General features: G+C 49.0%; 31 protein-coding genes. 11 read left to right on the plus strand and 20 right to left on the minus strand.

Annotated features, from left to right (window positions below; all coding sequences use genetic code 11):
• Window positions 1-502 precede the first annotated feature (502 nt).
• Window positions 503-1,084, minus strand: a complete 582-nt coding sequence (locus D3P08_RS14625) for a TetR family transcriptional regulator (protein ID WP_119600448.1) — start codon at window positions 1,082-1,084, stop codon at window positions 503-505.
• A gap of 224 nt (window positions 1,085-1,308) precedes the next feature.
• Here D3P08_RS14625 and D3P08_RS14630 point away from each other — a divergent pair, with 224 nt between their 5' ends.
• Entirely contained in the window at window positions 1,309-2,091 is a 783-nt protein-coding gene (locus D3P08_RS14630) for an SDR family NAD(P)-dependent oxidoreductase (RefSeq protein WP_240647539.1), read from the plus strand.
• Window positions 2,092-2,921: 830 nt separating this feature from the next.
• Here D3P08_RS14630 and D3P08_RS14635 read toward each other — a convergent pair.
• Window positions 2,922-3,374 (minus strand): GNAT family N-acetyltransferase, encoded by a 453-nt coding sequence (locus D3P08_RS14635; protein ID WP_119600450.1) that lies wholly within the window; start codon window positions 3,372-3,374, stop codon window positions 2,922-2,924.
• A gap of 211 nt (window positions 3,375-3,585) precedes the next feature.
• On the opposite strand from D3P08_RS14635, the gene D3P08_RS14640 reads away from it, so the two are divergent.
• Entirely contained in the window at window positions 3,586-4,785 is a 1,200-nt protein-coding gene (locus D3P08_RS14640) for a serine hydrolase domain-containing protein (protein WP_119600451.1), read from the plus strand.
• Window positions 4,786-4,852: 67 nt separating this feature from the next.
• On the opposite strand, the gene D3P08_RS14645 is transcribed toward D3P08_RS14640, so the two are convergent.
• Window positions 4,853-5,062 (minus strand): CDGSH iron-sulfur domain-containing protein, encoded by a 210-nt coding sequence (locus D3P08_RS14645; RefSeq protein ID WP_119600452.1) that lies wholly within the window; start codon window positions 5,060-5,062, stop codon window positions 4,853-4,855.
• Between the two features lie 160 nt (window positions 5,063-5,222).
• Between D3P08_RS14645 and D3P08_RS14650 the strand changes: the two genes are divergently transcribed.
• Window positions 5,223-5,825: a TetR/AcrR family transcriptional regulator gene (locus D3P08_RS14650; protein WP_119600453.1), complete on the plus strand. Its 603-nt coding sequence runs from the start codon at window positions 5,223-5,225 to the stop codon at window positions 5,823-5,825.
• A 16-nt stretch (window positions 5,826-5,841) separates the two neighbouring features.
• Window positions 5,842-6,303: a DUF2269 family protein gene (locus D3P08_RS14655; protein WP_119600454.1), complete on the plus strand. Its 462-nt coding sequence runs from the start codon at window positions 5,842-5,844 to the stop codon at window positions 6,301-6,303.
• Window positions 6,304-6,351: 48 nt separating this feature from the next.
• On the opposite strand, the gene D3P08_RS14660 is transcribed toward D3P08_RS14655, so the two are convergent.
• The 6 genes from D3P08_RS14660 to D3P08_RS14685 form a co-directional block, all read right to left on the minus strand.
• Window positions 6,352-6,837 carry a DMT family transporter gene (locus D3P08_RS14660; RefSeq protein ID WP_119600455.1) on the minus strand — a complete coding sequence of 162 codons (486 nt, stop codon included), beginning with the start codon at window positions 6,835-6,837 and terminating at the stop codon, window positions 6,352-6,354.
• Window position 6,838: 1 nt separating this feature from the next.
• Window positions 6,839-7,558 (minus strand): Crp/Fnr family transcriptional regulator, encoded by a 720-nt coding sequence (locus tag D3P08_RS14665; protein ID WP_119600456.1) that lies wholly within the window; start codon window positions 7,556-7,558, stop codon window positions 6,839-6,841.
• A 19-nt stretch (window positions 7,559-7,577) separates the two neighbouring features.
• On the minus strand, window positions 7,578-8,003 hold the full coding sequence (locus D3P08_RS14670) for a DMT family transporter (RefSeq protein WP_119600457.1): 426 nt from the start codon (window positions 8,001-8,003) through the stop codon (window positions 7,578-7,580).
• A 150-nt stretch (window positions 8,004-8,153) separates the two neighbouring features.
• On the minus strand, window positions 8,154-9,149 hold the full coding sequence (locus D3P08_RS14675; RefSeq protein ID WP_119600458.1) for a sigma-70 family RNA polymerase sigma factor: 996 nt from the start codon (window positions 9,147-9,149) through the stop codon (window positions 8,154-8,156).
• A 146-nt stretch (window positions 9,150-9,295) separates the two neighbouring features.
• Window positions 9,296-9,547: a YuzB family protein gene (locus D3P08_RS14680; RefSeq protein ID WP_119600459.1), complete on the minus strand. Its 252-nt coding sequence runs from the start codon at window positions 9,545-9,547 to the stop codon at window positions 9,296-9,298.
• Between the two features lie 108 nt (window positions 9,548-9,655).
• The gene (locus D3P08_RS14685; protein WP_147381810.1) at window positions 9,656-10,078 is read right to left on the minus strand and encodes a hypothetical protein; all 423 of its coding nucleotides are present in this window, start codon (window positions 10,076-10,078) and stop codon (window positions 9,656-9,658) included.
• Between the two features lie 315 nt (window positions 10,079-10,393).
• Here D3P08_RS14685 and D3P08_RS28085 point away from each other — a divergent pair, with 315 nt between their 5' ends.
• The gene (locus D3P08_RS28085) at window positions 10,394-10,636 is read left to right on the plus strand and encodes a helix-turn-helix transcriptional regulator (RefSeq protein ID WP_119600461.1); all 243 of its coding nucleotides are present in this window, start codon (window positions 10,394-10,396) and stop codon (window positions 10,634-10,636) included.
• A 294-nt stretch (window positions 10,637-10,930) separates the two neighbouring features.
• The gene (locus D3P08_RS14695; protein ID WP_119600462.1) at window positions 10,931-11,368 is read left to right on the plus strand and encodes a VOC family protein; all 438 of its coding nucleotides are present in this window, start codon (window positions 10,931-10,933) and stop codon (window positions 11,366-11,368) included.
• A 53-nt stretch (window positions 11,369-11,421) separates the two neighbouring features.
• Here the strand turns inward: D3P08_RS14695 and D3P08_RS14700 are convergent, their stop codons facing one another.
• Both D3P08_RS14700 and D3P08_RS14705 read right to left on the minus strand, forming a co-directional pair.
• Window positions 11,422-12,363 (minus strand): copper amine oxidase N-terminal domain-containing protein, encoded by a 942-nt coding sequence (locus tag D3P08_RS14700; protein WP_119600463.1) that lies wholly within the window; start codon window positions 12,361-12,363, stop codon window positions 11,422-11,424.
• Between the two features lie 119 nt (window positions 12,364-12,482).
• Window positions 12,483-14,318 (minus strand): SgrR family transcriptional regulator, encoded by a 1,836-nt coding sequence (locus D3P08_RS14705; RefSeq protein ID WP_119600464.1) that lies wholly within the window; start codon window positions 14,316-14,318, stop codon window positions 12,483-12,485.
• Between the two features lie 131 nt (window positions 14,319-14,449).
• Between D3P08_RS14705 and D3P08_RS27305 the strand changes: the two genes are divergently transcribed.
• The 3 genes from D3P08_RS27305 (at window position 14,450) to D3P08_RS27310 (ending at window position 15,358) form a co-directional block, all read left to right on the plus strand.
• Window positions 14,450-14,623 carry a hypothetical protein gene (locus tag D3P08_RS27305; protein ID WP_162848488.1) on the plus strand — a complete coding sequence of 58 codons (174 nt, stop codon included), beginning with the start codon at window positions 14,450-14,452 and terminating at the stop codon, window positions 14,621-14,623.
• Window positions 14,624-14,628: 5 nt separating this feature from the next.
• The gene (locus tag D3P08_RS14710) at window positions 14,629-15,156 is read left to right on the plus strand and encodes a GNAT family N-acetyltransferase (RefSeq protein WP_420819038.1); all 528 of its coding nucleotides are present in this window, start codon (window positions 14,629-14,631) and stop codon (window positions 15,154-15,156) included.
• A gap of 61 nt (window positions 15,157-15,217) precedes the next feature.
• Complete coding sequence (locus D3P08_RS27310) at window positions 15,218-15,358, plus strand: hypothetical protein (RefSeq protein WP_162848489.1); 141 nt, start codon at window positions 15,218-15,220, stop codon at window positions 15,356-15,358.
• A 53-nt stretch (window positions 15,359-15,411) separates the two neighbouring features.
• Here the strand turns inward: D3P08_RS27310 and D3P08_RS14715 are convergent, their stop codons facing one another.
• From D3P08_RS14715 to D3P08_RS14725, 3 genes are read right to left on the minus strand one after another with little or no spacing between them, the layout of a single operon-like run.
• A complete protein-coding gene (locus D3P08_RS14715; protein ID WP_119600655.1) occupies window positions 15,412-16,143 on the minus strand; it encodes a ZIP family metal transporter in 732 nt (243 codons plus the stop codon).
• A gap of 18 nt (window positions 16,144-16,161) precedes the next feature.
• Window positions 16,162-16,662, minus strand: a complete 501-nt coding sequence (locus D3P08_RS14720) for a hypothetical protein (protein ID WP_119600465.1) — start codon at window positions 16,660-16,662, stop codon at window positions 16,162-16,164.
• 43 nt (window positions 16,663-16,705) lie between these two features.
• The gene (locus D3P08_RS14725; RefSeq protein ID WP_119600656.1) at window positions 16,706-17,500 is read right to left on the minus strand and encodes an inositol monophosphatase family protein; all 795 of its coding nucleotides are present in this window, start codon (window positions 17,498-17,500) and stop codon (window positions 16,706-16,708) included.
• A 226-nt stretch (window positions 17,501-17,726) separates the two neighbouring features.
• On the opposite strand from D3P08_RS14725, the gene D3P08_RS14730 reads away from it, so the two are divergent.
• Window positions 17,727-19,679 (plus strand): copper amine oxidase N-terminal domain-containing protein, encoded by a 1,953-nt coding sequence (locus tag D3P08_RS14730; RefSeq protein ID WP_162848490.1) that lies wholly within the window; start codon window positions 17,727-17,729, stop codon window positions 19,677-19,679.
• Window positions 19,680-19,758: 79 nt separating this feature from the next.
• On the opposite strand, the gene hisA is transcribed toward D3P08_RS14730, so the two are convergent.
• The 5 genes from hisA to fosB all read right to left on the minus strand — a co-directional run bounded on the left by hisA (window position 19,759) and on the right by fosB (window position 23,159).
• Window positions 19,759-20,526 (minus strand): phosphoribosylformimino-5-aminoimidazole carboxamide ribotide isomerase, encoded by a 768-nt coding sequence (gene hisA, locus D3P08_RS14735; protein ID WP_119600657.1) that lies wholly within the window; start codon window positions 20,524-20,526, stop codon window positions 19,759-19,761.
• Between the two features lie 95 nt (window positions 20,527-20,621).
• Entirely contained in the window at window positions 20,622-21,083 is a 462-nt protein-coding gene (locus tag D3P08_RS14740; RefSeq protein WP_119600467.1) for a DUF5680 domain-containing protein, read from the minus strand.
• A gap of 135 nt (window positions 21,084-21,218) precedes the next feature.
• Window positions 21,219-22,019, minus strand: a complete 801-nt coding sequence (locus tag D3P08_RS14745; protein WP_240647541.1) for a GNAT family N-acetyltransferase — start codon at window positions 22,017-22,019, stop codon at window positions 21,219-21,221.
• Between the two features lie 31 nt (window positions 22,020-22,050).
• The gene (locus D3P08_RS14750; RefSeq protein WP_119600468.1) at window positions 22,051-22,617 is read right to left on the minus strand and encodes a hypothetical protein; all 567 of its coding nucleotides are present in this window, start codon (window positions 22,615-22,617) and stop codon (window positions 22,051-22,053) included.
• 119 nt (window positions 22,618-22,736) lie between these two features.
• Complete coding sequence (fosB, locus tag D3P08_RS14755; RefSeq protein WP_119600469.1) at window positions 22,737-23,159, minus strand: metallothiol transferase FosB; 423 nt, start codon at window positions 23,157-23,159, stop codon at window positions 22,737-22,739.
• 370 nt (window positions 23,160-23,529) lie between these two features.
• Here fosB and D3P08_RS14760 point away from each other — a divergent pair, with 370 nt between their 5' ends.
• The gene (locus D3P08_RS14760) at window positions 23,530-24,300 is read left to right on the plus strand and encodes an MBL fold metallo-hydrolase (protein ID WP_119600470.1); all 771 of its coding nucleotides are present in this window, start codon (window positions 23,530-23,532) and stop codon (window positions 24,298-24,300) included.
• On the opposite strand, the gene D3P08_RS14765 is transcribed toward D3P08_RS14760, so the two are convergent.
• Window positions 24,263-25,198, minus strand: a complete 936-nt coding sequence (locus D3P08_RS14765) for a serine hydrolase domain-containing protein (RefSeq protein WP_119600471.1) — start codon at window positions 25,196-25,198, stop codon at window positions 24,263-24,265. The genes D3P08_RS14760 and D3P08_RS14765 overlap by 38 nt on opposite strands.
• Between the last annotated feature and the right edge of the window lie 362 nt (window positions 25,199-25,560).

Genomic DNA, 25,560 nt, shown 5'->3' on the forward strand with positions numbered 1-25,560 from the left:
GATTAGATCGCAGCATCAGCGACACCTACCGTTCAGTTATTGTTAATTATATTATACAACATTAACGCGGTGTCGTCTTAAAATAATTAAACATATGAAAGGCTGTCGAGACTTTCTCGACAGCCTGGGGCTATCCGTTGGATAGCCCTTTTTTCTTGAAGAAAAGTTTTCGTTTCAGACATCGTTGGATTCGTATTACGTTCAAAACACGATCCGATGGGGACTATTAGAATTTATTATTTTTGATGATCGATGTAACAATATTATAAATGTCGGGTGACAAGAGCACTGCCTCATTAAAGTCCGAGTAAATCGCGGTTTTTTTGTTTTATGGGTAAAGTTCTTGTCAAAAGCAAATGACAAGAATCTTATCTCATTCCCGATTTTTGATATGAACTTTAACCCATTCCCTCGGACATCTTGGTGCTATTGAAAAACTGGGGGAACGCTGTGGTTAAGATTCTGCTACCTCGCAGGCATTATGCGGCCATTCGACGAACAATCACAGATCAAGCGTATATAGGTTCGACATTAGGAAGGGCAGTACATGCTCGATGAATTGATCCACCGGTTCTTTCTGCGACTGACTCCACTTCACAACCACCCCATAAATCGACCAACTGATCATGGTTGAGACCCATTCAATTCTCCGTCTTTCCTCCACCGAGTGGTCTTTTACTTGCGCGATACATGAGATGATGATATTGCACAGTTGTTGCTTGGCGTTGTCCTCCATTGCTTGCGACAGGGTCCTCCGTACATTCAACTGCTTCGTCATTTCAATCTGCCACTCACAGACCGCCAGCAATAGATTACGCAACAACTCTGTGCCTTGCATGCGGGTACCGGGAGGAATCTTTGAATATAGAATCTCCGTAAATGCTTCACTCATGGTCAACTCAAGCAATTCATATTTGTCATGATAATGATTATAAAAGGTTGCCCGGTTTAGTTCAGCCCGGTCCATAATATCCTGAATCGAGAGCTCTTCGAAGTCCATTTCCGCAAGCAAATCCGTAAATGCTTTCTGAATATATTTCCTCGTTCGCTTCGCGCGAGGGTCATTTGGGTTCACTAAACCCATCCTACACCATCTCCTTGTCCCGCGTTCCCGCTGCTGGTAATAATACAATTTCGATCGATTGTTGTCTAAACAACGTATCGACTCTTTTGCTTATTGATTAACATAGGATATTCCTATTATCATGCTAATTGACAACAGTTGTCTAGTCAACAATTATAGTTCAATTCATTTATAGGAGAGTGCGAAGGATGAAGGACTTATTCATAGCAGGAGGTACTTCGGGCATGGGAAAAGGGTTGGCCATTCACTATTTGAGACAGGGGAGCAGGGTAACCGTGACCGGAAGCAACCGTCTCCGGGGGAAGGAATTTCTTGATGAGGCTGCACGTCTCGGCTTCGCAGACCGGGCATCCTTTATTCAAGCCGATCTATTAACATTGTCTGAAAATCGCCGCGTCATTCAAGAGGTTCAACAACGACATGCGTCACTTGACGGACTGGTGCTCACAGCGATGCAACAATTTCCTAAGCGGAAATTGACTCCAGATGGTTTTGAAAGCACGTTTGCACTTTATTATGTCAGCCGATTTATTCTGAGTTATGGTTTGACGGAATTGTTGGAGAGGGGGACTCGGCCGGTCATTGTAAGTATCGGAGGCACTGGAATGACGAAGGGAGTCATTCATTACGATGACCTGACACTTCAACAGGGGTATGGTCTGCTGAAGGCGACTCTGCAGGGAGGACGGGCAAATGATCTACTAGGGGTTGCCTATGCCGAGAACCACAAATTTGGGAAGATACGTTTCATTCTTAGCCATCCCGGTTATACCCATAGCGGCACGAATCATTTGGCCCAGCCTTTCAAAGGAATATTGCGGGTAATGGGCAAGCTCTTCGCACAGCCGGTGGAGAGGAGTATTCAACCGATCATTAAACTGATGGATAATCCTCCATCCCAGCCCCTCATTGCCTGGGATCGGACCAAGCCAGTTGATCTCAATCTTCCGACGCTTAGCAAGAAGGACGCACTTAAATTATATGAGTTGACCAAGCATATTCTTTAACATCCGGCAGTAATCCAGGAGTGCGCGTAACTGTTGCGTTATTGAGAAACGACGAATAAACGACCAAGTTGAAGCTGCCGGAGCCGATCGGTAGCTTCATTACGTTAACGATATAGATCTTGTCATTTATGTCCTAAAGTTCTTGTCATCCGACAATAATCGAATCGAAGATACACAGAAATGACGTCATCTCTGCTTATAGACATATGTACAAAATACGAGTTTTGTGAAAAAGTATTAAGGAACGATTCTTGGAATAGCCAATATCATTTGATTTGTATCCTTGAACTCTCGCTTTACCTAGATGCTATTTCTAACGTAATTATTTGTTGTCATACTTGCTTCTTAGTTGTTTCATTGCTTTTTTTTCTTTGTTGTTTCATTGCATTTATCTCATTCAATTCACTTCTTAAACAATTCAAACTAATTCGTGACTTCGACATACAAGCTTTAGATTTGTGTAAGCTTTACACCCATGATCAATCTTGATTGCATGTTAATTACAATCAATTGAATCCTGCTTGTTAGAATTGATTTCGTTCATCCTTGAACGATTTCTATTTAGATATTGCGTTCAATATCCCGGTCGATTGCTTAAATTTAGCTTTCACTACAAACGGTACATTTCATCCATAGCCTTTATCACATCGATTTATTAGAATTTGTTACTTTAGCGATTAACAATCCGGGCATACATCGGACCAGATGCCAATGTTCAAGCGTCGATTCATTTAGCTTATATCAAGCATCACTTTATCAAAGCATCGAAACATGTGAAGATTTTCACAACTCCCAATAAACGCTGCCTTCAACCGAAAACAGCTTATTTCTTATAAATCTTGTGATAACCGTACCATATCGATGACCTGGATTCCGTTCTCGTAGATAGGCTCGGAATAATGCCGGATAAAAAAGTCCCGATCAACTCCCGTGATCCGGAATCCGCATTTTTGATACAACGCGAGCTGGGTCACTCCGGAATTGCCCGTGCCTACCTCAATCGTCTTAAAGCCCTGCAATTTAGCTTGCTCAATCGCGTGAAGAACCAGCTTCTTCCCCATACCTTGCCCCTGTTTGTCCGCCGCAACGGCAATATTGACTAATTCGACAGTGTCGGGCCGGGTCCGAATAAGCACATACTCGCCGATGACTCGTCCGTTTTCCTCCGCAATATAGCATTCTCCTCTTCCGATATACTCCTCCACCAGCTCTTGCGAAGGGTCCGCATCGAGCAGCAGCTCCATCGGAGGCGTTTCACCCGGCATCAGCTTTCGAATGTTCATCTTTTCCACCACCTCATTACTACAATCATAATAACGTTACGAGCTCACCGCAATGGTGAACTGAAATAATACCACCCAAAATGAACGTAGTGCCGCCAAAACCCGACCTAAGTCGCAACAAAAACACGACCTCTGACTGGACTGATATCCTCACTTATTCTGGTAAATTAGGGTAGGAATCGCAAATAGAAAAAGGATTGGTGGGGAGAAAATGAAAGAAAAACGAAAAAGAGGTCGCGTATGGAAAATAATCGGCGGTATCGTTGGGGTCGTTATTCTTTCCATCGCGGTGCTAGTCGTCGTGCAGATCGACTTTTCCAACCCTAAAGATCTCGACGAATTCGTTGAAGCAAAAATGAAAAAATCCGGACTGACCGGCGCGTCTATCGCCATCCTTAAGGATAATAAAGTAGACCGACTCATCCATTACGGCTACGCCGATAGCGAGAATGACGAGCCGGTTACCGATGAGACGATGTTCCAAATTGCCTCCGTATCCAAAACGATAACGGCAACGGCCGTCATGCAGCTCGTCGAGAACGGAACAATCAAACTGGATGATGACATTAACGATTATTTGCCTTTCCGCGTCGTTCATCCGAAATATCCCGACACGCCAATTACGTTCCGCATGCTGCTCAGCCATACCTCCGGCATAGAGAACAATTGGGAGGTATATGAAACCCTTTATACAACGCATAGCGGAGGCGGAGACTCACCCATTAGTCTGGAAACGTTTATGAAACAGTTTCTGCTGCCGGATGGCAAGTGGTACGATGAGGAGAAAAATTTTACGGCGAATGAGCCGGGAACTGCATTTACCTACAGCAACATCGGCTACGGACTCCTAGGTTATTTGGTAGAAGTGATAACCAAGACGCCGTTTCCTGACTATTCACAGACTCATATTTTTGACCCGATCGGGATGACAAGCACGAAATGGCTGCACCAGGATATAGAAAACAGCGAGCAGCTGGCCACCCTTTATGAATCCGAAGGCAAACCCATAGTTCCCTACTCCTTTCCAACCTACCCGGATGGAGGCTTGAAGACGACCGCTTCTGACTTTGCGGCGTTTGTTCTGGCTGTCATGAACAGCGGACAAGGTGAAAACGGAGCGATTTTATCACAGCCCACCATTGATTTGATGCTCGAACCTCAGTCGAACGGCGGCAAACAGGCTCTCGGCTGGAGTTACTCCGTGCCGGAGGAGATCTATTTGAAAAACGCTGTTCAAGGCCAGGCGATCGGCCACGGGGGCTCCGATCCCGGTATCTTTACAATCGTTTTGTTCAATCCCGATAACAAATCCGGCGTCATCGTGTTTCTAAATCAAAAGCCGGAGCTCAATTTGAAGGTTCTAAACCTTCACTCCATGGTGAAACGGCTCATCAAGGAAGCCGAATTGTAGAATGAAACAAGGAGCAGCAGCCCAATCCAGGCACGCTGCTCCTTCTCTTCACCGTCAAAGCATGCTTCTATTTCGCTCTTGGCGCGCTTTGGAAGCCTATCGATTTATGCGTGCCGTCGCAGAACGGCTTGTTGCCCGACCCTCCGCATCTGCAAAGCGAGAACGACTCCTTGTGCTCGAACGAGTTGCCTTCCGCATCCACCAGCTCAACCGGTCCCGTCACCCGAAATGAGCCATTATCATTCACTTTTATCGTTATTTTGTGATCCTCTGCCATGTTCAGCCTCCTATATTCGCTAGATTAGGATAAGTATTGCCATCCTATTCACGAAAATACGGTAGCGACACAAATCTTCCTATTTACAAACCGATGGTCGGTATTTATAATGGAGTTAATATCATTCAGTTTGGCATCTTTTAATTTCGGAGGGGAAAACGTGAAGCAAGAGGAACGCAGAGAGCAGACTGTTCGCCTGCTGCTTGAGACAACGGAAGCGCTGGTACAGGAGAAAGGCTGCAACGGCATTACCATGAAGGATATTATGGAACGCTCCGGCTTATCCAAGGGCGCGATCTTTCATTATGTAAAAAGTAAAGACGAGATATTCGTCTGGCTGCTGCAGAAACGTTTAGAAGAAACAAATGCGCGGTTCATGGATGAGGTCGAACAAGGTCCCAAAAACTTCGACGGCCCGATGCAGAAAATTACAGATAGCATCATGGCTTACGGAAGACCGCAGGATGTTACAAACAAAGTGCTTATGTACTTGCTGGGCAAGGAGAATGAACCGATCGTTGCGGAGGCATTGCGCATCTATTACGAACGGTCCGTTTCGCTTTCGCGGCAGTGGATCGAGACCGGGCAGCGGCATGGCGTCATCCCCGCCTCGGTTGACGCAGCCCAAACGGCCGACCTTTTCGTCGTCATGACCCTCGGTCTTCGAATGCGAAGCACGATCCCGCTCCAGTCCTCCCCATTCCAGGCGGAAGACTTAACATCGCTTATGATTCAAATCTTACAATCCAAATCATTGACTTAGAAAGGATGCTATAGAGATGAACGGATGGCTGCTTGTACATTTAGTCGGGGTTTTGCTTGCCGTGGGCAATATCGTTACGGCTGCCTTTTGGAAAATTCGCGCGGATCAAAGCGGCAATCCAGCTGTGATCAACGCAGCGGCCCGCAATGTGATGCTTGCCGATTACGCGTTCACCATCCCGGGTCTCGTTCTGATCGTCGTCTCGGGAAGCATTATGGCTGAACGCGCCGGCATGTCATTGTCGGGACTCAACTGGCTGACGCTGTCACTTGTGCTATTTGCGATCACCGGCATCATATGGGGTGCTGCCCTTATTCCGCTGCAGCGGAGAATGATCCGGATCAGCGAGGAGTGTATGGCCGAAGGCACAATATCGAAGTCATACCGCGAAGCGTCGCGGTCTTGGGCCATCTGCGGCACGATCGCGACGCTTCTTCCGATCGTCATTCTATACTTGATGGTGATGAAAGGTTTCTAAATATTGGGACAAAAAAGCGCTCGTCCACCTGCTCATCCGGACAGGCGCTTACTCTTTTTCAAGCCGTTTTACACGGAAGAGTCCCCCTAGCATGTTCATACGGTCGCCGAATTTGAACATGAGAATCCCGCATATGATGATCAGAACGCCTGCCGCTTGATTCAGCGTGAACGGCACTTTCTCCAGCCCCATCCACCCTTGCGTATCCCACCATAATGCGAAGCTAATTTGCGAAATAAGCGCGATTGAGGTGGCATACGTCGGACCTAGCAGCTTGGTCGCCTGCGTAATGCAGACAACGACGCCAACGCCTATCATGCCGCTGAATCCGTACCACAGCTTCATATGCTGCAGATGAAAAAGCTGTCCTCCCTCCGTTAACAATCCCATAAGTAACGAAGCGGCAAAGCCCATTCCGAGCACTAAAGTCGTCGTTGTCCATGAGCTTGCCCGTTCGCCGACTCTTTTATTAAAAATATTTTGCATCCCGACAAGGGCGCCGCCGAATGCGGCTAATAATAGTCCGTGCCACATCTTAATCTATCCTCTCCGGCTTCTGCTCGTAAATGTTCTGGTTGGCTCGTTCCCGCAGTGCCTCCCGATCGAGCACACGGATGTATTCCCTGTTCCTTTCGATTAGCCCCTCCTCCGCAAACTTCCGGAGAACCCGATTCAAGTGACGATAGCTGGTCCCAATCAGATTGGCCGCATCCGTTAAACCGGAGGTTCGAAGCTTCCCTTGAAACCCGGTATCATTTTCGTCAAAGGAGACGGACAGCAGGTAGCTGGCCAGACGCACCTCAACGGGGTATATGAGATTGAAGCTCATGAATTGAGATTTCAAGCTGAATTTCCGGGTAATTATGTCCAGCAAAAACCGAAGCAGCGGCGCGTGATCGCTTCCGTGCTCCTTCAAAGACCGGTATGGCACGCGAATCATAACAACAGGCGATACCGCCTCAACCGTATTAATGATTTCAATATCTTGAACATATTCGACGTCACCGATCAGTTCCAGCGGTGTTTTAAAGGAGACGACAAGCGTCCTGCCTTCCGTTGACGTATTAAAAATTTTGATTTTTCCTTTTACTAAAATATAAAGATAACGCGAAATCTCTCCCTGCGTACAGATCGGCTCCCCCTGCTCGAATTCGCAGACTGCCAAATGCGGATATAACGATTCGGGAAGTATGCGATGAAGCTGGTGCAGCTGGATATAATAGCGGAGCTGCTCCGATAATTGCGTCTCACTCATCGTGCTTTCGCTTCTTTCATTAAGATTTAAGAACAATAACGCCCGCAATCATCATCGCGATTCCGATAAACTGCGGCAGCCCCATCTTTTGCTTGACGATCCCGAACCATCCGCGGCTCTCGATTAGGAACGTCATCGCTAACTGAGCGATTAATACGGCGGCAACCGTTAAGGTCAGTCCGACGCTTTGAATGGCCGTTACATTGCTGTAAATGACAGCTGCCGCGAACGCCCCGCCAAACCAATATAACGGCTTTACCTGTTTGAGATCCTTAAAGCTTCCGCCTCCAACGAATAGCGCGATGATCAGCGCCGTCACGAATCCCGTAAATTGAGTAAGCGTCGCCGCTTGCCAAGTCCCGATTCCTTCGCTGATTCGCGAGTTTGCCGCCCCTTGCAGCGCAATGAATCCGCCGCCAAGCACAGCATATATCCACCCTTTCATTTCTCTCTCTCCTTCGGCTTCACATCTTCTCTCATTAAAAGCTATCCTTGCCGAATAGAAAAGGACATATGTCCTGAAATGCGATATTTTCGCCCGAACGCGAGAAAACCCGCATGTATGCGGGTTTCTTAACCTTAATATCCATTGTACTCAATTGCTTCCGCCAAATACAATGACATAGCCGTCTAAATCCTTTACGGCGAATTCCTTCCACTTTCTGTCTCCCATAACCTCGATTTGAGGAGGGTATGCAATCGTTGCCCCTTTTGCCGTAAATTCTTCATAAAGCGATTGAACGCCATTGAAGTCGGAGTAGGCATAGGTATCCCAGCTTGTCGGCGGCCCCGTCCACCCTTGCGGATAACTGCTCTTTGCCGGTATACCATTAGGACGCACCTGCTCCGGACTTTCCGCCTGCAGCAGTAAGAAGCCTATGCCCTCACGCTCCGCATGGCCCCAGTCATCCACGGTAAAGCCGAGAATTTTATGATAATATTGGATAGATGCTTTGAGGTTCTTCACTAATCTCACTTGCAGAGCGTTTTTAATCCTTGCTTTGACCTTCCCGACAAATTCTTCGCCAAGCTTAATTTCGGATGCGCCTTGTTCGGCCAAATCAATCAGCTCCTGTTTTAATAGGTTTTTGGCTCTTCTAATCCGAGTCTCGATGGTCCGCAAAGGGATTCCAAGTAAATCACTAATTTCATTGGCTTTATATCCGCTAATATAGTACATAAGGGTCGGGGTGCGGTATTTTTCGTCTAACACCTCGAATGCGCGCCACACCTTATTGCGGTCAAACTGGCGATTGACCATTTCATCCAGCGAATCATCAGCAGCAATACCCTCTGCTTCGCCAAGCGGACGTTCAAAAAACCGTTTTTTTCTAACATGGTCTTTACATAGATTTTTGGCGATGCTGACGATCCATGCGCCAAACTTGTTCTCATCCTGAAGCTGATCGAGCTTGAACCACGCTTTAACAAAGCACTCCTGGGCGATATCTTGCGCGAAATAAAAATCCGAAACCTCACTAAAGACAATACTATAAATGACGTTGGAATATTTCCGAACCAGCTTCGTGTAAGCTTGTTGATCCCCGTATCCAGATTGGCGTACAAGCTCTCTTTCCAGCGAATCCGTCATCTTCTCCCTCCTCTATGAAGTAGACGTCATCTAAATCGAAAAACATTCAATATTTTCGTGATGAATAGAAAGATTATAACAAACATCGCAGAATGAGCACGTCAAAAATCGCCCGTCACCTTGCTTGGCGAGAGCGATTTCTCATATTACCCATAAAAGTCCCGCAGTTCCTCTTGGATCAGCTTCTCAACCTCTTCCAAGCATTCCTCAGACGTTTTGGCGAAAACCCGCTTCCCGTTAACCAAAGCATAAGGTCTCGCCCGGCAAAGGTTGCACATGTTGAGGCAATTCGTTCGCATGACGGCGACTTCCAGATACGTTGTCTCCAATCGTTCCAAATCCTCCAAAGCAATCGCGTTGCGGTCGCAAACTTCCACGACAACGATGCCGAGACTCATGCCGTATTGCTTCCTTCCGACATATTCATTCCCCCTCCCCCTATTGTCTCCTATTTTTACGGGAACATGTTCCTAGGAAGGTACATTCGATGGATAGACAAAAGCAGATCAACGTCTTCCCCATTTGCGGAAGGTTCCGACTGCAAGAATGCCAGCCAAATAAAAAGGATACACGATCAAACCCGACATGAGAAGAAGTCCGGTCGCGGGATTCGGATCATCCGCGCGTTCTGCAATGGGGAACAAGAGTGCGAATAGAAAAACGTACAATACATAATAAGGGATCCATAAAATAACGGCGAAGAAGCTCATGAGCCTTCCTTGCAAGATTCGACAAACAACCCATACAAACAAAATCGTCGCCAATACGCTGCTCACGACTATTGTCATATTAACGGACGAATTCACCTTACCAAGCGGAATGCCGGTTAACCTGCTAATACGGTACACATTGACTAAGAGCTCGGTTCCAAGGAACGGCAGCAGCGCAAACGCTGCGCTCACCAGATTCAGCTTAACCCAATACTTCATCCCGTTTATTCCTTTGTCATCCATCGGATCACCCACTAGTTTCCGTAATAATAATTATGTTAACTATTAAACCGGATCGTTGAATATTTTTCCAGCTATAAGAGTGACGTCAGTAATCGCAATGAAGTTACACCATTTCACTTCGTTAAATAATAAACCATGGCGAAAACGAACCGCCATGGTTTTTGAAGGTAGCCGTTACCCTATGAAAGTCCGCGCGATATTTCTAAACATACTGCATAAGTATTTTCAACTGTTCGTTTATACAGATACGTCTGAAAATGAAGATATTCACATCAAAAAAGCGCTGAGGTTATTCACGAGAGCTACAGCGCTCCGATTCAAGTAAAGGATTTGGCAAGCCTTGTCGGCCCCAACCCGTCTTACTTCGGAACGCTCTTTAAAAAGCATACCGGCACAACTGTCAATGCATACATCAACTGGGTCCGTATTAACAACGCGGAAAATTTGCTGGCGAGCGGCGAGTTCTCGATAGCGGAAACCGCTTATAAATGCGGGTATGACGTGGGCAATTACGTATCAAGCTCATCCGTTTGATCACGACATGCCAAACTCTTGGAACGCAAACTCACCGCCGTTATGGATATTGCGACCGAACATTCAGCGCTATTTTCATTTTGGGTTTCTTTTCGTTTTTATTATGATCGGCATTCTCTATGTTTGGGTGATCTTCAAGTACTCGAATAATAGCCATACGACAAATCGATAGCCATGCAAGGAGTTACCGGATCGTGCAAATAAGATCAATTGTTCGTAAAAAGGGTTTGTTCCGCTTCGTTTTGGTGTATAATGAATGAGGTTGTCCAATTTATTCCAAAGGAGCTGTTGAGGATGTCGATCCGTATGAACCCTTATTTGACTTTCGATGGCAGATCGAAAGAAGCGGTCCATTTCTACGAGAAGGCGCTAGGCGGACAAGTATTGGGAATAATGACCTTTGGTGATATGCCGGCTGACCCGAACCATCCTGTGACGGAAGAGATGAAGGACCGCGTCATGCATGCGCTGTTGAAAGTCGGCGACACGGAGCTTATGTTCTCCGACACGTTCCCTGGCATGCCTTATCAGCCAGGCGGCGACACCGTCCAGATTGCCATCCATCCTGAGGAAGAGGCAAGAGCCAGAGAAATTTTTTCCGCTTTGGAAGACGGCGGACAAGTGGTCATGCCTCTCCAGAAGACGGACTGGAGCCCTTTGTACGGCATTGTGAAAGATAAATTCGGCGTTACGTTCCAAGTGAATGTCCCTGGCGAGCAACCGCAGCAATAAACGCAAGGCCTCCTGTTCCCGATATGGACAGGAGGCCTAATTCTATTGTGATTTCATTTCGTCGTTACCTTCTCCATTTTTTTCACTGAAACCTCTATTCTGTCCGCTTTAGTGAAATCTCCTCGCCCGACCGTCTCCAATGAATAGATGGAATGCTTTCCGGCCTGGTCGGGAGAGATTCCCGTGCCCGCTCCTTCTGCGTTCAAAGCTGCCGTTCCGATTTTGCTCCCCTTCTCGTCATAATAGATAAGCTCGGCTTCAAACCGGTAATAGCCTTCCTTCAATACGGCGTAATGGACGCGCACTTTGGTGAATTCTCCGCTCGGCATCGCGTCCGTCTGCCCAAGAGCAAGCGACCCGGTTGCATCCACATAAGGGAGATCCGGAGGCAAGAACGCATAAATCGGTTCCGGCTCTACGTTTTCAAGCGAAACAAACGCATAGTCCGAAAGATCAGCTGCCGTCTCCGCCTCCACGTTAAGCAATTGATCGCCATCAGCCTTGCATGACACGCTCACCGGCAATTTGGCCAGCAGCTTCCCTTCCTCATCATAAAAGGATAGATTAGCCGTGATCGTCACATGACTCTTCGGCTCTAATGATATCTTACTGGTATAGAGAGACTCCCAGTAGGCTGGACCTGCGTACAACTGAGCCGTAACCTTCGTCCTACTGCCTATCTTGCGCGTCTGAACATATCCCCCTCGTAAATCGCTTGAAATACTGCGCATCGAAAACCCGTCATCTAGCCGTATCGTTCCCGCTGCTTGATTATAAATGACAACCGTTCCTAACGCTTCTGCGACGAAACGAACGGGGACGTAAGCGCGGTTATTATAAATCAACGTTTCATACCCGTCTGGCAGCGTGACATTTTTGCCGTTCACCTCGTACTTGACGGGAAATATGGCCGCTTTTATGGTATCGCCCGCGTACACGGTCGTTGCTGTCGCCAGCGTAACGCCGCAAATGAATCCGATCGCATACTTACGCATCCAAACACCTCCTCGAAATTGTATATATCAGTAACGTCTTTTCGAAGGAAATAGTTATAGATCAAAGAAAAAAGGCAGCAAATGCTGCCCTATTACATGAAATTTTGTATGATTCCATCTTACACATGAACCGGCGTATTTCGTAAAAGCACGAGCTGTTCTTTTTCGGCTGAATCCTCTTCCACCCACACATCCTTAAAATCAATCCATCCGAGCGAGTTGACCGCAACTCCTTTAATGTGTGGGTTATGAAACGTATTGAGCTTCTTATGCAGAAGGAACAAAATATGCGTCCCTTCCTTCAGCCGCCGCTCAATCTTCATCCATTCATTCCAGCGTTCCTCAGGGTCCTTCAAGGCGAGCGCCGTTTCGATCTTGCTGCCGATCCACTCCAGCAGCTCCGGATCCAGATGCTCGCGCAGGAAGCTTCCCGTCTGCTCGAACAGCTCGATCATGCATACTTCATCCTCTGCAAAAACGACGCAATACAGGAAGCAGTCGACCTCGTCAATGACGGCCCGCCTTCGAATGGTCAACCAGGTTTCGGCCTGAATTTCAACGTTAATGCCGTACAGGCTTAACTCATTCTTCATCCACTCCGCATCCTGCAAATGAATGCCGTAGGTGCCGATTCGAACGGTTTCGCCTTGGTAGCCTGACTCTTCCAGAAGCTTTAACGCCTTCCGCACATCCGGACAAGTCGCCTGGCGATACGATTCCTCGCTCGGGAAGAAACCGCTGGCCGGATAAATCCGGTCCTCCTGAAGCTCTTGAATGATACGCTTTCGGTCAATTAACAGGTCAACCGCCTTCCGGAATTGCTCAGAGCGCTGCGGCCCGGCTTTGCGCATATTCCAGGTTAACAAGCTGCAGCCGTTGCAGACATACTCCTCCTTCATCCAGCCCTGTTCAGGATGAAGCTCCCGAATCTCATGATTGACCAGCAGCTGCTCCCACCGTTTGGCGAAAATAACCGTATCCTCCGGCATGTTGACGATTACAACGCCGTCCAGATGAGCGCGGCCTAGGAAATAGTGAGGATTCGCGTCCATAATAAACCGATCCGACTGCCAATCGACGAATCGGAAAGGCCCCGTGCCGACAGGATGCTTCCAAAAGTCTTCGTCCTGCTGCACAAGCTCATGAGGTACGATCGACAACCCGGCTGAACATAAATACCGGGGAAACAACCAATTGGGCGATTTCAGCTTAATGGTCACTTTCCGCGGGCCTTTACGCACCACTTCCTCAATTCCTCTTACGAACCATCCTGACGGCGTCGAGCCGCGCAGCCGCTCCAGCGAGAATAGCACATCTTCCGCGGCAAGCTCTCTGCCGTGATGGAATTGCACACCCTTCCTCAAATAAAACGTCCATTCCTTGCCGGTGCCGTCATGCTCCCATGCATGAGCAAGCGCAGGCACGATTTTATGAGCCTCTCTATCGTAACGCACGAGGCAATCGAACAGCTGCTTCACCATATGAGCGCTGAAAGCGTAATACACATCCTTCGGGTCGAGCGTCAGAATCGGTCGGTATACCGGCAACCGCAAAATATCGGCCTCTGTATCATCGATCAGCTCCGTGCGATAACCGAAGTGCCCGTTCATCCATTCCACGAACTGATGCCGGACTCCCGTCCCTTCGCCATACCGGTCGATCGCTTCGAAGGCTTGCTTATATTCCCCTTTGGTAGCGTAATGCTGGGCGAGCTCGAGCAGCTTCCGCTCCTTCGGAAATAGAAACGTCATCTTCGAAAGATTGCCTCTGCCGCGGCCGGCGTGCCACTCAATATAGCCTTCCTCCTCCAGCTTCCGCACAATCAGCTTCACATTCCGCTGCGTACAGTATAAAGCCTCAGCCAGCCCGTCGAGCGACACCTCGATCGGTTTGCCGTTGCCATGCGGTTCCGCGATTTTGCTATACAGCATCAAATACCGTTCATCACTGACCATACGAACAAACTCCTCCTCTCCCAAAGGGAAGTTTTGTAAAAGGGGAAATTAATAAATCAGATTATACACTTTTTATACCCTTTTAGCGAGCGCATAATAAAGGCAACAAGAAATAAATGGAGATGATAACAATGCTGAATCATGAATACGTACACGAGCAATTATGGAAAGAACGTGAGGCCGATTGGAACGCGCGGGTCCGTCGAGGCGATTTCGTCAAAGGGAGTTCGAAACGCATCACCAAATTGGCGAAGAAGCAGCTGCCTCTCGCCAAATCGATTCTAAGAAAGATCGGGATGTTGTAATCATCATGAGAACGGGAAACGAAACGATCATGATCGCGCAAATGCATGAAATGAACGAACAGCATTTGACCGAATTGTCACAACTGCTTGTATCCGTCGTCGAAGATGGCGCATCCGTCGGCTTTCTTCCGCCCCTCACCCTAGAAGAGGCGGCTGCCTACTGGCGAACGGTTATCGAGCCGGGAACGTATTTATGGGCGGCCTTTCGCAATGGCGAAATCGTCGGCACCGTCCAGCTACAGCTTGCGATGAAACGCAACGCCGCCCATCGGGCGGAAATCGCCAAGCTGATGGTGCGGCCGGATCAGCGCAGGAACGGCGTCGCGAGACGGCTCATGAACACGGCCCATGCGCAGGCTGAAGCCGAGAACAGAACCCTGCTCATCCTGGATACTCGCGCAGGCGATCCTTCTAACCTGTTGTATCGGTCGCTTGGATACCGCGAGGCCGGACAAATCCCGCGTTTCGCAAGGTCGGCTGACGGAGAGCTGCATGCGACGGTTATCTACTACCGGGAAACGCCTCTCTCCTAAGCTCCAAACCTGCATAAAATAAAGCTCCCAGCTCATGCTAACAGAGTTGGAGGTGATCGCATTGACCGGAAGAAACAACAAGCCTAAAAATAACGGTCCGGCATCCAGCCCATCGCGGCTCGACCAGTTCGGCGACAAGCTGGCGGACGACAGCCAGGCTTCGCCGAAGCAAGCGCGCAACAGCGAGAAGCCGGCGAACTAGAAAGCAAAAACGGAGTACGGCCGGCCCGAATGCCGTCATACTCCGTTTTTCTCTTAGCTGAAGAAGTAACTAATATAGATCATAATGAGCAGTCCGATAATAAACGAATACGTAGCTGGACGCTCATAGCCATGGCTGTGCGATTCCGGAATAAGCTCCTTATAAACGATGAACAGCATCGCCCCGGATGCGAACGCGAGCCCGAAGCCGATAAGGGACTGAATATAACTCGCTGTAAAATATCCGACGACCGCTGACACGACCTCCATCAATCCGGTTGCCGTTACAATCAGCATCAGCTTCAGCTTGCTGACTTTGGACTGGGTTAGAAAGACGGCAAGGACAAGCCCTTCCGGCATATTCTGAGCGCCGATCGCGATCGCGACCATCGGTCCCAGCCCTTCGTTGACGCTGGCGTAGCTGAAGCCGGTACTGAGACCTTCGGGTATATTATGGATGAATAAAGCGAACATCACAAGCAATGATTTCGAATCAAAGGAGCTAATGCCCCTTTTTTGCTCAATATCGATATGCGGAATATTTTTCTCAAGCAGGTCCAGGATTACGACACCAACGATCAGACCGATCGTCAGCGGCAATAGTCCCGATTCATTCAAAGATTGAGGCAGCAGCCCGAAGGTCGAGGCTGATACCATGATGCCGGCTGTGAATGCAATTAGAATATCCTTCCATTTCTCCGACAATGACCGGACGAACAGCAGCGGAACCGCGCCCAGCACCGTCGCCATAGCAGAGATAAAACTGCCTAGGAGCGCAGCAGTCATCATTCATCCGCTCCTTTCCTACCTAATTTGCTTCAAAAAACATAAATCGCGCGCTTGACTAAATTTCCCCTCGTACGAATCCGTCCCATGGCCTTGCAGCAAGGCAATCGCGTCCTTCAGCTTCAACCATCGCAGCGCTCCCTCTTGATAGGCGTCCTCGTGCTCAGGCCCCGTCTCATCCGCCGTCTCAGCAAGGAATCCATAGGAAAACTGCAGAAGCTCATGCTCATCCCGGTATTCCATAACAAGCCCGATTCCGCCTGCTGCAGTGGCGGATATTCCGAATTCACGCATGACCCTAAGCATAGCTTCCTCTGCGGCATCAGCTTCGAGCTCCCCTCCAGGCAGCTCATAATAATCGCCGTCTGCAATATGCAGGAGGGCAACCTCTTCTCTAACGTTAAAAATAACGAAGCGGGCAATCCGCTTAAGCCAGACGCTCGTTCCGTGCCTCCTCGAGCTGTTATCGCGGCCGCTGATCCCAAGCTCCCGTTCATAGATTTCCCGCAGCAGCTCCATACCCAAATTTCCCTTCAACTATAAATAGTATGCCGCCCAACCGTTAGGATTGCCTCATTCCTGTACGAACCATCGTCAAGAAATAACCGGTATGGTCCGGATGAGATGCGATCAGATAAGGCCGGCTTGTCGCGCCGGTAAATGGATTCCCTTCAAAATCCACGATAGCCGCGCCTGCTTCTTGGGCCAGTAACAACCCGGAGTATAAATCCTCGCCATCCGAGTTGTAGACGATGATGCCGTCCAGATCTCCTCTGGCGAGCATACACCATTGCAAGGTCGGTGCCCATAACCTCAACATCCGCTTCGTGCTGACATCAATATAATGTCTCAAGCGGACAGCATCCTCCGCATTTTGTACCGCATGGCCTTGAATCCAGCCAACCCTCGCTTTGCTGAGAGGCTTCACAGCCGGCATCGCGATTGCTTTGCCGTTACAGGCCGCGCCTTCGCCCTCAACGACAGTGTACATCCGGTCTGTCAACGGTTCATAGATGACTGCAAGGACCGGAACGGAATGATGCATCAGCGTGACGGACACGGCGAACACCGGCAGACCGACCGCAAAGTTATTTGTCCCATCCAACGGATCGACAAGCCATATCCACTCGCTCTTGTTCTCATTGTCTCCAAATTCTTCCGATCGGATGCGATGCTCCGGGAATGCGCCTTGTATTTTGGCCAAAATAATCGATTCCGCCAACGTATCCGCTTCCGTCACAAGATCGCCGTGCTCATCCTTCTCCTCAATTCGCGACAAAGCGCCGAACCGTTCCTTTATCGCCTTTCCCGCTTCATAGGCAGCGGCAATGGCCACCTCTTTGGCAAGCTTTAGCATTGAATCTCCCTCCCCATACCGCAGCTTTGCAAATAAACCAGACTGCCACGATTATACAACTTTCGCCTTATTCGTGGAAGATCAACATTTCACAACAGGTCTGTACGACCGGTCCCAGAGTCCTGATAAATTTCACGGCGACCAATTAAGGAGGAAGGATTTTGCAGGGCGAAAGCGTATTTATGGGAGGTGTACCTTATATTCGCATCTGAAAGGTGGAGCATCGTTGCTGAACAAATTAAGCAAACTGACGATTGCATGCGCAATCGCTGCGGGAGCCTTCGCATGGGGTCCTGTGAGCACCACGCAAGCCGCATTTAAGACGGAGCTGGATCAGGGATTGGATGCCGTCATACGGGAGACGCTTGCGCTTCCTGCATCCGATGAGGTAACGGAGGATGAGGTTGCGATTTTGACATCCCTGTACATCGCGGAAGGTGAATCGATTAAGAACCTGCGAGGCTTGGAGGAAGCCGTGTTCCTGGAAAACATCTATTTTAACGGCGCTCATGACAAGCTCGACATCTCCGCGCTTGCGGAGGTTCCGAATCTGCTGTTCCTGGCCATTGACGTCGAGGCGTTAAATGAAGAAGGCCAATATGTGGTCAGCGAACTGGAGAAAAAGGATGTCGCCATCTTAAATTTGAACTTTGATCCGCTCGACATGGCCTCTCACCCGCTCCCGATCAAAGTGTTCGTGGACGGCGAACTTGTAGATTTCCCTGAGGATCCAGTCATCATCAACGGCTCCACCATGGTGCCTTTCCGCAAGCTGTTTGAGCTATTCGGCCTGGAGGTCGGCTGGGACCAAGCGACTCGCACCGCAACGGGTACAAAAGAAAAGCTAAAAATTTCCCTTACCATTGATAATAAAGTTGCGAATGTCAACGGACAACAAATCGCCCTTCCAATCGCTCCAAAGATTATCGAAGGCAATACGATGGTTCCGCTTCGCTTTATCGGTGAAGCGACTGGGAGACACGTCACTTGGTATGGCGATGACAGAATCGTCAGCATCCGCTCCTCATTGACTTCGTACAACTTCGAATACCTTTATTTGAACGATACGGAATACTTCGGCGAAGAGAAGGATGGCAAAGCGCATGGTCAAGGCCGATTGCTTCACAATGGCAAGCTGTTTTATGAAGGCGATTTCGAGAACGGCATAATCGAAGGCAGCGGCAAAATGTACGACATGGAGGACCGTAACTCCTTTTACGAAGGCGAGTTTAAAAACAACCGCTTCCAGGGCAGCGGGACATTCGCCTATGGCGACGGCACCTACTATACCGGACCGTTCGAGGACGGCCTGCAGGAAGGCACGGGTAAGCTGCTGAACAGCGACGGCTCCCTGCTGTATACCGGATCATTCAGCGGCGGCGCCCCTCACGGAAAAGGCACCTACTATTTTGGCGAAAACCATTACTATATCGGTTCCTTCGAAGATGGGCTATTTGCCGGCCAAGGCAAGGTTTATTACGACGGCAAGCTTCAATATGAAGGCGAGTGGGAAGGAGATTCAAAATATAAAGGAAAATCGTATGTCGATGGAAAGCTAGATTACGAGGGCTACTTTCATGATAACAACCCGCATGGCTACGGAACGACGTATACCCCAGACGGCGAGCTGTACTATCGGGGCCAATTCCAGTTCGGACATATTACAGGGGTAGGCATCTACTACTTTGAGGATGGATCCCGGTATATCGGAGAGGTCTACTATGATACGATGGACGGATACGGCTTTATTAAACACGACAACCATTCCTTCAGCAATGCCGGGTATTGGGTCAATGACGAGTTTTACGGGGAAGCTGAGCCGCCCGTCACCGATGATTCAACAATGAAGACGCTGACCCGCAATGCGGACTATAGCTTCGTTGACGGGTATTACTACAACGATTTTGATCTGGAGACAACGGAGGCGATGATGTTTATCGACCTTGCGACCGAAGAGCATGTCGAGCAGTTCAACGCTTGGGGCAAGGATAGGAAAGCAGCCTTTATGAACGATTTCGTTCAGCGTAATTGGGGCGATGTGGTTGGCGTAAATAAGGTCTATGCATTCGTCATGTACGGTGATGATGTCTACGCGAAAGCGACCGTCGAATATGAGATGGAGAACAGCGCCGTCCAAGTGACCGAATATCCAAAAGGCACAGGTAAGGTACAAAAATAAAGGATCGGCCCTGCAGCGTCCAATAGGGATGTGCGGGGCCGATCTTTTTAAAACAGATCTCAACTAGTTTACATAATTATTATTTCGTCAACTTTTCTATTTCGCGGCTAAATTTCACAACTTCCTCGTACGAAAGCTTCCCGCCAAAAATATCAAGCGCGCTGCCAATCGTCAAATCCAGCCTTCCCCCCGACAGCTCCAGGAAACGCTTCATATCTTCGATGGATCTTGCTCCGCCCGCGTAAGTTGTCGGAATGCTCACCCATTTCGCAAGATCTTGCACAAGCGATTCCTGAATGCCGCTTTGTTTCCCTTCAACATCGACCGCGTGGATGAGGAACTCGTCGCAGCAGCTCTCTAATGCGCGAATGTTGGCTTCATTGACTTCAAAGTCGCTGAATTGCTTCCATTGATTCGTCACGACATACCATTTGCCGTCCTTTGCCTTACAGCTAAGGTCGATGACAAGACGCTCCTTCCCCGCTTCCGCGACGATCCGGTTCAAGTTGTCTTCATTCAGCTTCCCGTCCTTGAATATATAGGACGTCACAATGACATGCGTTCCGCCCATCTCGAGATAAGCGGCCGCATTGTCCGCTGTAATGCCTCCGCCGATCTGCAGGCCCCCCGGGTACCGCCGAAGCGCCTGCTCAGCCGCCGCCTCATTGCCCGGTCCCAGCATGATGACATGCCCGCCGGTCAATCCATCCCGCTTGAATAACTCCGCATAATAGCCGGAATCATGGGAAGAAACAAAGTTTTCGACAAGGGCGTTATCATTTAGCGTTTCGCCTACAATCTGTTTCACTTTGCCGTCATGTAAATCAATGCATGGTCTAAATTTCAACGTCGCTCCTCGATTCTTCTCGTATAATAATGGCTGAAAGCCGCTCATCGCTTCCCCTATTTTGACATAGAGAAAGCTCCTCCCGCAACAAAAGGCTACAGGTATGCGACAACGCCGCCGTGGAAGAAGAGGTGAAATATAAATTTTCCTTTGTAAGTGATCCGCTCTTCCCCATTAAACCGGGTCCAGTCTCCTGACCAGTCGCAATGATATTCGAAATCCTCATATTTCCGAAAGGCAGGCCCGCGGTAAGGCGCATCCACGCTAACCTCCTTCAAGCATTCATTCAAAAACTCCGGAAAACCGGCAATCGGGTCCAGTGTGGTCCCATAATAATTCATTGACCATTTCGCCTTTTCTTCATGCCACACAACCTCTTGTCCGGAGAAATGAAGCTCACCGTAATAGCTGTCCAGATACGCATAAGCGCCGTTCCGGTAAGGCAGATCCTTAGCGCCTGGTCTCGTCGGCAGCGCATTTGCATGGCTGCCGGACGCATAGGCGGCCCGCTTAGCCTCCACGATAAACTTCCTGAACTCCAGTTCCTGAATGGACATAGGGGAAACTCCTTTCCAAATGCAAATTAATTAATATCACTAATTATTAATATCACTAAAAAATACATGTCGATAATTGTTAAATTGCGTCGGCGACTTCATTCCTATATGTTTACGTAATCAGTATTATGTAAACTATGTAACCAACGGCTTCCAAGTCGCTCTCGTATAGCCGAGCCGCATCCCTGCTCGCTCCATATTGGCATGGCTGCTTGAGCCGTACGCGCATTGCGCCACAACAAGCTCGCAGCCCGCCGCGTACGCATCGCGAATTCTTCTTCTTAACAAAGCAAGCTGAAGTCCTCGGCCGCGAAACTTCGGCAATGTGGCCGCAAATGTGCAGGATGCCGCCTTTCCTTCCGCATACATGACGGCAACAGCAGCCGGTTCATCATCACATAAGGCGATGTAGTACCGCCATCCCGGCCGGCAGCCAACAATTCGGTTATTCTCGGCGACGTAATGCTGGCCTTCCAATGGCAACCCTGTCGCTTCGCAGTGAATGGCGGCGTACTGCATAAATTCATGATCTTGCAGGGCGCGGATCGTAATACCCTCCGGGAGCGCCGCTTCGATTGGTTGCGCTTCCGTAAATAGCGTTGAGTGAAAGCCCGATTGATAGAAGCCCTTCCGTGCAAGCTCGATTAGCACTTCAGGGTCGGCATGCTTCGGCATCACTTGAAATTCAAAGACTCTTTCACGCTCCCTATAAAACGCGATAATCGGCTCCAGCTGCTCCGGCTCCAGCTTTCCTTTTACGTTGTTGAACATCGGCCAAGGCATAGACCGGCAGTAAACAGCAAGCGCGCTGTTGAACGCCCTCATTTCCGCCCCGTTGGGATTACCCGGCATCTCCATCATCGCCTTCATCCGATCCCTCATATAGTCCATCTCCGACTGCTCCAGTAGCACCGCAATGTCTCTCGTCAATAACAACCCGAGCCAGCCCCTCTCTCAAACGCTCCTCTTATTCCCTTCCAGTACGGTAACGATACACAAGAAACGCAAGCGGAACCAATATCAGGACAATCGCAAGGGCGGTTACAGCACCTATGTTAAACCAGCTCGACGCGTGGAAAGTCGTCAGCAGATTCACCTGCTGACGCGGCGGGACGGAAGAACCAAGCTCGCTTATGTCGGAGCTGGCCTGCGTCACTTCAGCCGTTCGGCTGCAGTTGCTTACAACCCATTCTCCGCCGTTCAAGTTCGCGTAAACTAAATAGGACGATCCCGTCTTGAAATCATATTGGCAGCTGGAAATCGGGTTATAAACGATGATTTGCGATTGCTCGACGCCTTTCCATATCCGTTCCACTTCGAATAGAACGGCGTCGAACTCATCGTCATATTGTCCCGTCCATTTCGTTCCTTTCATCGCGAGCGCCTTACCCGTAAAAACGGCGGCATTCTCCTGAAGCGCCTCAGCGGCATTATCCGGTATCGCGCAATCGCAGGCATATGCCGTATCAGGCCTCGATAACGCGCTTAGGGGCAATAGAACGAGAAGCAGCAGAAGCCCTGCCAAAACTCGCATTGGCCTTGAACTGCGGCCTCTAATTTTTGAACGCCAAAGTGTAAACACCATGATCCCATCCCCCCAGCAACGAGCGTCCTGCGCAAAAAAACAACCCGGACTCAGCCGGGCGAAGCTACCTACTCATCATAAAAGATCATATGATTCATATCCGATCTATAATAGTTCAACCGGTCATCCAGCGTCCCGGTATGGAATTCGAACATATGCCCGTCTGGATCCGTGAAATAAATCGACTTTTTATCCCTAACATCCCTTGGTCTGCCGGAAAACATATCGACCTGCAGCTCCTCTAATCGTTGCGACACCACCTCGAACTCTTCATCGCTGATTGTAAACGCAATATGGGTATAGGAACGCGCGCCCGTATGACGGTCGATATCCTCTTGGTTCAATGCGAGCCATAGTCCGTTTAAATCAAAGTACGCCAGCTTTTTACCCCTTACCTTTAATTTTGCGTCAAACACCTTCTGATAAAATTCGATCGACTTGTCCAAATCCGAAACTGAAAAGCACAAATGATTGATTGCTTGAATGCTCATCCCCATCACAATCCCCAATCTGTAATAAAAAAACGACCCGGCCATGAATCAGATCAAAGTTGGCCGGGTCTCGTTAGTAAAGATTCTTCCATGATTATACAACTATTGGATAAAGCAAGAAAGCCCTATTATCATACTTTATTCGTTTTAGGAAAAGATTCCTAGCTTGCAGCGCACGATAGAGAAAATAGGCTTTATTTCTGTATCATACCAAGCCTATCTCGTGTCGATCACCTACACAAAATGATTATTGACAAATAAAAATTTTTGTGGTATGATATAAAGTTACGGTATTTACGATTACTTTTATATTTGATACGATATCCTTCGCCCTGATCAAATACGCGCAAAAAGGAATGGAGGATTTCGTATGCCAACTGCAAACATTCAATCGCTTGCCATTTCAGCTCCCATGATGAACCGTATCGAGACGGTTTATCCCACATTAATTTGGGACGACAACGACATCGTGCTCATTGACACCGCTTATCCGGGACAGCTGCCGCTTCTCAAAAACGCCTTCCATCAGCTCGGACTCGGTACGGATCGCGTCACTAAACTCATTATTACGCATCAGGATATGGACCATATCGGCTGCGCGTCCTCCTTGAAGGAGGAGACAGGCGGGAATGCCGAAGTATTGGCGCATCCGATCGAGATCCCTTACATTCAAGGCGACCTCATGCTCCTGAAGCTGACTCCAGAGGCCGTCGATATGGCCGTATCGTCCTTGCCCGACAATGTGCCCCCGGAATGGAAGGCGGCATTTCGCAAGACGCTTGAGAATCCGCCTAAAGTACAGGTCGATGCCGAGGTCCGGAATATGGAGCTTCTGCCCTATTGCGGCGGCCTGCTCGTGCTTCCTACACCCGGCCACACTCCGGGACATATCAGTTTATACCACCCCAGCTCCAAAACCTTGATAGCGGGAGATGCGCTAAGAGTAGCCGATGGTCAGCTGGAATTCCCAGATCCGGCTCAGTGCTCCGATTACGGCCAAGCCCTGGAGTCGCTGAGGCAGCTGACGAATTATGATATCGACACCGTACTGTGCCACCATGGCGGTGAATACCGCGGCCAAGCAAATGAACGGATTCGGGAGCTTATTCAAGCGATCGAGGAACGAGATATTCGAAAATAAACCGTCTGGACCAAATGGCGTCATTCCGTTTTGTAATTTTTTTACGAATCACAATCGTTAAATCCAGGCTCGGTATATTCATCAAATATTGCCCTCCATGCCCAAATGCGAAGTAGCAATCGGCGCAGCCGTTATGCTCTTTGGGGGATATCCACCAATGGTAGCCGTATCCCCCATAGATCGGCGGTTCGTAATGAAGCAAGGCGCGATGGCTCTGCTCGGTGGACGCTTTCACATAGCTCCCGGGAAGCAGCCTCTCGCCTTCCCAATTGCCATTCTGCATATAGAGCAGCCCGATCTTAGCCAAATCCCGGCCGTACAAAGACAAGCCTGTTCCTCCTTCGCTGACGCCGTCCCTCTCGGACCACCTGGCGGCGCTGAAGCCAAGCTGACGGAACAGGCGTTCCTTCGCGTATTCAAGCGCAGACTGGCCTGTCGCCTTTGTCAGAATTGCCGATAATAGATGAGAACCGCCTGAATTGTAAGTAAAAGCTTGTCCGGGAGTATGGATGACCGGCCGGGATAGCGTAAAGGAGACCGGATCTTGCGAAGCGCGAAGCGTTTTGTAAGGCTTATCGAAATCCGGCCAGTCAAAGCCCGGCGTCATCGTAAGCAAATGACGGATCGTAATTTGGCCGCCCGCTTCCGGGCATGGCATCCCCTCGTCATTCAAAAAATCGGATATCGTTTGATCCAGGCTATGGATCTCCCCGCGTCCCAGCGCGATGCCAATCAGCGCGGATAATACGCTTTTGGTGCAAGAGTACAAAGGCCCAATGCTGTCTTTGCCGTCTTCATACCATTCCCCAAGCAACTCTCCCTTCTTGTAGACAAGAAATGCTTTCAATTTCCATTCTATTGCCGCCTGGAGAACGGATGAGCTGTAAAAAACATTCATTTCAGTGCAACCCTGCTTCCTTCTGACTCGTACATTCTTTTAGGAAACGCAGCTTGAAGCGGCTGCGGCATGCATGTGCATACTTGGAGGAAAACATCGTCTCATGCACAGCCTGCTAATATAAGCTTGCCTATCCTTCTCTTCCCTCATCCAAAATTCTGAATCCTTGAACAGTTCGATTAAAACCCGCTTCGCCATTTCGCAAGCGGAATGTTCATCCGTAAGGATCGACAAGCATATTGTGTATACGATGGATTCGCAGTTTTTGAGAACCGCAACTTTTTTCTGGAAAGTCAACATTACCGTTCCGCTCCTTCGTCAAGCGCGTAAGCTACATTTCATTATAGCGTCGCAGCTTGTCA

The sequence above is a fragment of the Paenibacillus nanensis genome, from assembly GCF_003583765.1.
GTDB lineage: Bacteria > Bacillota > Bacilli > Paenibacillales > Paenibacillaceae > Pristimantibacillus > Pristimantibacillus nanensis.